General features: G+C 64.7%; 5 protein-coding genes. 4 read left to right on the forward strand and 1 reads right to left on the reverse strand.

Annotation, left to right across the window (positions count from 1 at the left end; all coding sequences use genetic code 11):
• The 3 genes from ACLEJW_RS22890 (at position 1) to ACLEJW_RS22900 (ending at position 3,390) form a co-directional block, all read left to right on the forward strand.
• A complete protein-coding gene (locus ACLEJW_RS22890) occupies positions 1 to 669 on the forward strand; it encodes a response regulator transcription factor (RefSeq protein ID WP_313456240.1) in 669 nt (222 codons plus the stop codon).
• Positions 666 to 1,997 (forward strand): ATP-binding protein, encoded by a 1,332-nt coding sequence (locus ACLEJW_RS22895; RefSeq protein ID WP_313456242.1) that lies wholly within the window; start codon positions 666 to 668, stop codon positions 1,995 to 1,997. The genes ACLEJW_RS22890 and ACLEJW_RS22895 overlap by 4 nt, the downstream gene beginning before the upstream one ends.
• Positions 1,998 to 2,232: 235 nt before the next feature.
• Entirely contained in the window at positions 2,233 to 3,390 is a 1,158-nt protein-coding gene (locus tag ACLEJW_RS22900) for an HPP family protein (protein ID WP_313456244.1), read from the forward strand.
• Here ACLEJW_RS22900 and ACLEJW_RS22905 read toward each other — a convergent pair.
• A complete protein-coding gene (locus ACLEJW_RS22905; protein WP_145182128.1) occupies positions 3,364 to 4,230 on the reverse strand; it encodes a LysR family transcriptional regulator in 867 nt (288 codons plus the stop codon). The genes ACLEJW_RS22900 and ACLEJW_RS22905 overlap by 27 nt on opposite strands.
• Positions 4,231 to 4,408: 178 nt before the next feature.
• On the opposite strand from ACLEJW_RS22905, the gene ACLEJW_RS22910 reads away from it, so the two are divergent.
• Complete coding sequence (locus ACLEJW_RS22910; RefSeq protein ID WP_440778298.1) at positions 4,409 to 6,298, forward strand: propionyl-CoA synthetase; 1,890 nt, start codon at positions 4,409 to 4,411, stop codon at positions 6,296 to 6,298.
• Positions 6,299 to 6,369: the final 71 nt, after the last annotated feature.

A 6,369-nucleotide genomic window follows, 5' to 3' on the forward strand; every position in this document is an offset into this window, starting at 1 on the left:
ATGCGCCTGTTGCTTGTCGAAGACAATGTGCCGCTGGCCGACGAAGTGAGTACCGCCTTGCAGCGTCAGGGTTATGCCGTGGACTGGCTGGCCGATGGCCGCGATGCGGTGTACCAGGGCCAGAGCGAACCGTACGACCTGATCATTCTCGACCTTGGCCTGCCGGGGGTGCCGGGCCTGGAGGTGCTGGCGCAGTGGCGCGCCGCTGGCCTGGCGACGCCGGTACTGATCCTTACCGCGCGCGGGTCATGGGCCGAACGCATCGAGGGGCTCAAGGCCGGCGCTGACGATTACCTGAGCAAGCCGTTTCATCCTGAAGAACTGCAATTGCGCATTCAGGCATTGCTGCGCCGCGCCAGGGGGCTGGCCAATCAGCCAAAGCTGGAGGCTGCCGGCCTGCACCTGGACGAGCGCCGCCAGTGCGTGAGCCGCGAGGGCGTCGACATCCAGCTGACGGCCGCCGAATTCCGCCTGTTGCGCTACTTCATGCTGCACCCGCAGCAGATCCTTTCCAAAAGCCATTTGGCCGAGCACCTTTACGACGGTGAAACCGAGCGCGATTCCAACGTGCTCGAAGTGCACGTCAATCACCTGCGCCGCAAGCTTGGCCGCAGCGTGATCGAGACGCGCCGTGGTCAGGGTTACCGCTATGCCGGGAGCGGCGGATGAAATCGATCCAGGCACGTCTGAGCCTGGGTCTGGTGGCCGTGCTGGTGGTGGTTGGCGTGGTCCTCGCGCAGCTGACCTTGTGGTTGTTCGAGGCCGGTTTGCAGCGTTATCTGGAAAACGGCCTGCGCAAGGAAAGCGAAAACCTGCTGGTGGCCTTGGTACGGGGGCCGTCCGGCCTGCAGCTGGATGAGCGCCGGGTGTCGGCAGCCTACCAGCGACCGTTCTCCGGCTATTACTTTCGTATCGATTTCGAGCACGGCACCTGGCGCTCGCGTTCATTGTGGGACCTGGACATGCCCAAGCCTGCTGCCCCCGGCCTTTCCGACAGCCATGTGCTAGGCCCCGAAGGGCAACAGCTGCTGGCCCTGCGCGCGGATTACCGACGCCTTGGCCAGGACATCTCGATCAGCGTCGCCCAGGATTACTCGCCCGTGCGCGACGGTTTTCGCCGCCTGCAGCAGATCGGCCTGGGCATGGGCCTGGTGGCCTTGCTGATCATCCTGGTGCTGCAACGCATCACCGTCACCCGTTCGCTGCGCCCGCTGGAACGCGCACGTCGGCAGATCGCCCAGTTGCAACAGGGCCAGCGCTCGCAGCTGGACGCTGCCGTGCCGATTGAATTGGCGCCGCTGGTGGATCAAGTCAACCACTTGCTCGCCCACACCGAAGACAGCCTGCGCCGCTCGCGCAATGCCTTGGGCAACCTCGGCCATGCGCTGAAAACGCCGCTGGCGGTATTGCTCAGCCTGGCCTCCAGCGAGCGCCTGCGTGATCGCCCCGAAGTGCAAGCGCAATTGCGCGAGCAACTTGAGCAGATTCAGCAGCGCCTGGCCCGCGAGCTGAACCGCGCACGGCTGGCGGGCGATGCCTTGCCCGGTGCGCAGTTCGACTGCGACGCCGAGTTGCCAGGGCTGCTGGCGACACTGGGCATGATCCACGGCGACGGCCTGCAGCTTCAACGCGACGTGCCGCCTGGCCTGCTACTGCCGTGGGACCGTGAGGACGTGCTGGAGCTGCTTGGCAACTTGCTGGACAACGCCTGTAAATGGGCCGACAGCGAGGTTCGCCTGGGTATCGCCACGAGCGCGGAGGGGTATCGACTGTGGGTCGATGACGACGGCCCGGGAATTCCTGAGGCCCAGCGCTTGCAAGTGCTGGAGCGAGGATCTCGGCTCGATGAGCAAGTCGACGGTCATGGCCTGGGACTGGGCATCGTGCGCGATATCGTCGAAGCCTGGGGCGGCCAACTGGCACTGCAGCAAAGCCCCTTGGGCGGCTTGCGGGTCAGTCTCGAGCTGCCGGCTCGTCGTGTTCAGCGGGCTGTGTAACTGGGCTTGGGCCATTGGGGAAATCCTGACGCCTCCATCAAAAAAATTGCATTTGATCGGCATTTTTTTGAATTAGCCCTCAGCCGCTGCGCTCGGCACACTCCGTTCTCGCGAAACCCTGCGGTTTCCATCTCTCCAAGGACGGAGCCCCTCTAAGTATCGCCATGGGGTACGACGCCCAGTGCGATTCGGCTGGGCTTTTTTCGGCAAAAAAACTACAGATCTCGATTAGCAAATGTCTGCCATGCATTCCCAAAGTCGTCTGCAGCGGCTGTTGCCTGCGCCGTTGAACATTCCACCGAAACAGTGGTTACGCGCCGGTATCGGTGCGTCGCTTGGCCTGTTTCTCGCCGGCTGGCTGACCAGCCTTGCCTACGGTCCTGGCATCGCGTTACACCTGTTGGGGCCGCTGGCCGCCTCGGCAGTGCTGGTGTTCGCCGTGCATTCCGGGCCGTTGGCCCAGCCCTGGCCGGTCGTGGGCAGCTATGCCGTGGCAGGTGTGCTTGGCCTTGTGCTGCGCCAGTGCCTTGGGCCTGAACTTTGGGTGGCTGCGCTCGCCCTGGGCGGCTCGCTGCTGCTGATGTGCCTGCTGCGTTGCCTGCATCCACCGGGCGGCGGCGTGGCGGTCAGTGCGGTGCTGGCCGACGCGGGACTGACCGCCCTGGGCGATCACCTGCTGGAGCCGGTACTGCTCAACGCTGTGATCCTGATCGCCGTGGCGGTCGTCTATAACCGTCTGACCGGGGTGCGTTATCCCCATGGCGCGAGCGCGCGCAAGGACCTGCACCACACCCGCGACCCGTTGCCGAGCGAGCGGGTTGGCATTCGCGGCGATGATCTGGACCAAGCGCTGCAAGAGCTGGGCGAATTCGTCGACGTCGGCCGCGACGAGCTGGAGCGGATCATTCTGGCTACCGAGCAGCACGCCTTGCAGCGCAGCCTGGGCGGCATCACCGCAGCGGCGGTGATGTCACGCGATGTGCAGTTCGCAACCCCCGAAACCACCCTCGACCAAGCCTGGAAGATGCTCTCCAGCCACCACCTGAAGACCCTGCCGGTGTTGGATAAGGGCCAGTTGGTAGGGATCGTCAGCCTGAGCGACCTGGTAGGCCCGGCGATGCAGCGTGGGCAGTTCAGTTGGCGTGGGCTGTTTGGCCGCAAGCCGGTGCGTATGCACCAAGTGATGAGCCGGCGAGTGGTCAGCGTGACCCGCGGGCACCCGCTGGAGCGTTTGTTGCCACTGCTGTGCGAGCAAGGCCTGCACTGCCTGCCGGTACTCGACGGCGAGCGACTGGTAGGCGTGGTGACCCAAACCGACCTGATCGCCGGGCTCAAGCGCCAGCTGCTCAGTACCACCAGCGGCGCTTCACAAGCGCGGGTCCCAGCGCTGTGACCAGTCGCTCCGATCAGCGGCGATCAGCCTGCGCAGCACGCTGAAAGCGTGTTGCAGCGTTTCACTGTCACGCTTGCGCGGGTACACCAGGTACGTCGGGTAAGTGAATTCCGGCGCCTGCGGTACTCGCTCGAAGACGCCGCTTTGCAGATAGGCCTGGACCACACGCGTGCGAAAGTAGCCACTACCGCCCTGGTCGAGAATGAACTGCAGCGCCAGCGGCCCCAGGTTGAAGCTCAATGCCGGACGTGCACAGTCGGGCAGGGCGGCGTCGTGCTGGCGGCGGAATGCATCGCCCCAATCGATGTAGATGTAGGGCTCTGGCTGCTCCACACGGCGCACCCTGATCAGCTTCTCTTCCATCAGTTGTTCGACCTGCAAGCCCGGTCCATACACCGGTTGATACACCAGGGCGGCGTCGAGCAAGCCCATCTCCACCTTGCGCAGCAATGATTCGCCGTCGCTGACTTCGCTGCGGATGGCGTGGCTTGGCAACTCGCGGTGCAGTGCGCTGACCCAGTCGAGCAGCAATGGGTTGCCCAGGCTGACTTCAGCGGCCACGTGCAGTACCTGCTGGCAGCCCTCGGGCAATGGCAGGTCACGGCGCGCGGCTTCCCAGGTCTGCACCAGTTGGTTGGCATAGCTGACGAACGCTTCGCCGTCGCTCGTCAGGCTGGCCCCGCTGCGGCTACGCACGAACAACTGGCAGCCCAATTGCTGCTCCAAGCGCTGCACCCGCGCGGTGATCGCCGTCTGCGAGACGAACAGGCGCTCGGCGGCGGCGACCAGGCTGCCGCAACGGACAATTTCCAGAAAGGTGCGGGCCTGCTCGATGTCCATGGGCTGCTCGGTGGCGAAAGGGTGGCCTATTCTAGAGACTTCGCGCTGTTAGGGGGCGAGTTTGTCCACGCTGCAAATTTGCAGGTCCGATAGGACTTTAGTCCCGTGGCAGCCCTGGCGTGGCGATCCATACTCGTTGTTCGCCCTTCAATAACAACAAGTACCGGGTTCTTCTGCCATGACCTACCACCACAGCTATGCCCAGTCCATTACCGACCCTGCTGCTTTCTGGGCTGAACAGGCCCAAGCCGTGGCCTGGTACCGCAAGCCCACGCAAACTCTCGAACAAAATGCCGACGGTACCCATCGCTGGTTCGCCGACGGCAGCCTCAATAGCTGCTACCTGGCACTGGACCGGCAGATCGAGCTGGGGCGCGGCGAGCAGCCGGCACTGATCTATGATTCGCCCGTCACTGGGGTGCAGCAGGTCTTCACCTACAGCCAGTTGTGCGAGGAGGTCGCACGGCTGGCGGGGCTGTTGCGTCAACTCGGTGTGGGCAAGGGCGATGGCGTGATCATCTACATGCCGATGGTGCCGCAGGCAGCCATGGCGATGCTGGCCTGCGCGCGTATCGGCGCCGTGCATTCGGTGGTGTTCGGCGGCTTTGCCGCCAACGAGCTGGCGCTGCGCATCGACGACGCCCGGCCAACGTTGTTGCTCACCGCCTCGTGCGGGTTGGAGTTCGACCGCGTGATCGAGTACAAGCCCCTGGTCGATCGTGCCTTGCAATTGGCCCGGCACCAGCCGCGCAAGGTGCTGGTGCTGCAGCGGCCGCAGAAGCTGGCGCAGTTGCAGGCAGGTCGCGACCTGGACTGGCAGGCCGCGCTAAGCGCCGCCGAGGCGGTAGCCCCAGTGGCGCTGGGTGCGGCTGATCCGCTGTACATCATGTATACCTCAGGCACCACCGGCAAACCCAAGGGCATCGTACGCGAGAACGGCGGCAACGCAGTTGCCCTGTGCTACGCCATGCGCCATGTCTACGGCATGCAGGCTGGTGACGTGTGGTGGGGCATTTCTGACGTTGGCTGGGTGGTGGGCCATTCGCTGATCGTCTACGGCCCGCTGATGAGCGGCTGCACCACGGTGTTCTACGAGGGCAAGCCGATTCGTACCCCGGACGCTGCGGCCTATTGGCGGGTGATCGAGCAGTACCGGGTCAACGCGTTGTTCTGTGCGCCGACCGCAATGCGCGCGATTCGCAAGGAAGACCCGGACGGCGCGGGGGTGAGTGCGCATGACCTGAGTTCACTGCGCCAGCTCTTTCTGGCGGGGGAAAAGCTCGACTCCAGCACCCATGCGTGGCTGCAAACTGTCACCGGCAAGGCGGTGCATGACCATTGGTGGCAGACCGAAACCGGCTGGCCGGTCACCGCCCCATGCGTGGGCCTTGCCGGTAGCGCAGCACGGCCGGGGTCGAGCAACCGCGCCGTGCCTGGCTACCACGTGCGGGTCGTGGATGAGCAAGGGCAACTGCTCGGCCCGAACCAACAGGGCGCGATCGTCATCGCCTTGCCGCTGCCGCCGGGCTGTAGCCAGACCTTGTGGGGCGACCATCCCCGTTATCTGCAGGCCTACCTGCAGACCTACCCAGGCTACTACCACACCGGTGATGGCGGTTATCTGGATGACGAGGGTTTCGTCTACATCATGGGCCGCACCGATGACGTGATCAACGTCTCCGGACACCGTCTGTCCACCGGGGAAATGGAAGACCTGGTGGCTTGCCACCCGGCGGTGGCCGAATGTGCAGTAATCGGCGTACACGATGAAATCAAGGGCCAGGTGCCGCTGGCCCTGGTGGTGCTCAAGGACGGCGAGCAGATTGCCGAGGCGCAGTTGCTGGTCGATCTGGTCGGCCGCGTGCGCGAAGCCATAGGCCCATTGGCTTGCTTCAACCGGGTGCGCTTGGTCAAGCGATTGCCCAAGACGCGCTCGGGCAAGATCCTGCGCGCCGTCTTGCGCAAGATAGCCGACGGGCAGGCCTACGTGCCGCCCTCGACGCTGGACGATCCGGCGGTACTGGCCGAGATCGAGGCGGTGCTGGCTGACCTGCCCAGGGCAGGTTGACCCTTGCAGGCAGGCCTGGGGTTGTCCTCCCCCCACGGCGACACCCAACCCCACCCTCCCCCACCTCCCCC

It is taken from the genome of Pseudomonas sp. SMSB3 (genome assembly GCF_052041965.1).
Taxonomy (GTDB): domain Bacteria; phylum Pseudomonadota; class Gammaproteobacteria; order Pseudomonadales; family Pseudomonadaceae; genus Aquipseudomonas.

Bases quoted from the DNA above. Each gene is read 5' to 3' on its own strand.
- ACLEJW_RS22895 (WP_313456242.1), top strand. From the start codon at position 666: ATGAAATCGATCCAGGCACGTCTGAGCCTGGGTCTGGTGGCCGTGCTG.
- ACLEJW_RS22890 (WP_313456240.1), top strand. From the start codon at position 1: ATGCGCCTGTTGCTTGTCGAAGACAATGTGCCGCTGGCCGACGAAGTG.
- ACLEJW_RS22910 (WP_440778298.1), top strand. From the start codon at position 4,409: ATGACCTACCACCACAGCTATGCCCAGTCCATTACCGACCCTGCTGCT.
- ACLEJW_RS22900 (WP_313456244.1), top strand. From the start codon at position 2,233: ATGTCTGCCATGCATTCCCAAAGTCGTCTGCAGCGGCTGTTGCCTGCG.
- ACLEJW_RS22905 (WP_145182128.1), bottom strand. From the start codon at position 4,230: ATGGACATCGAGCAGGCCCGCACCTTTCTGGAAATTGTCCGTTGCGGC.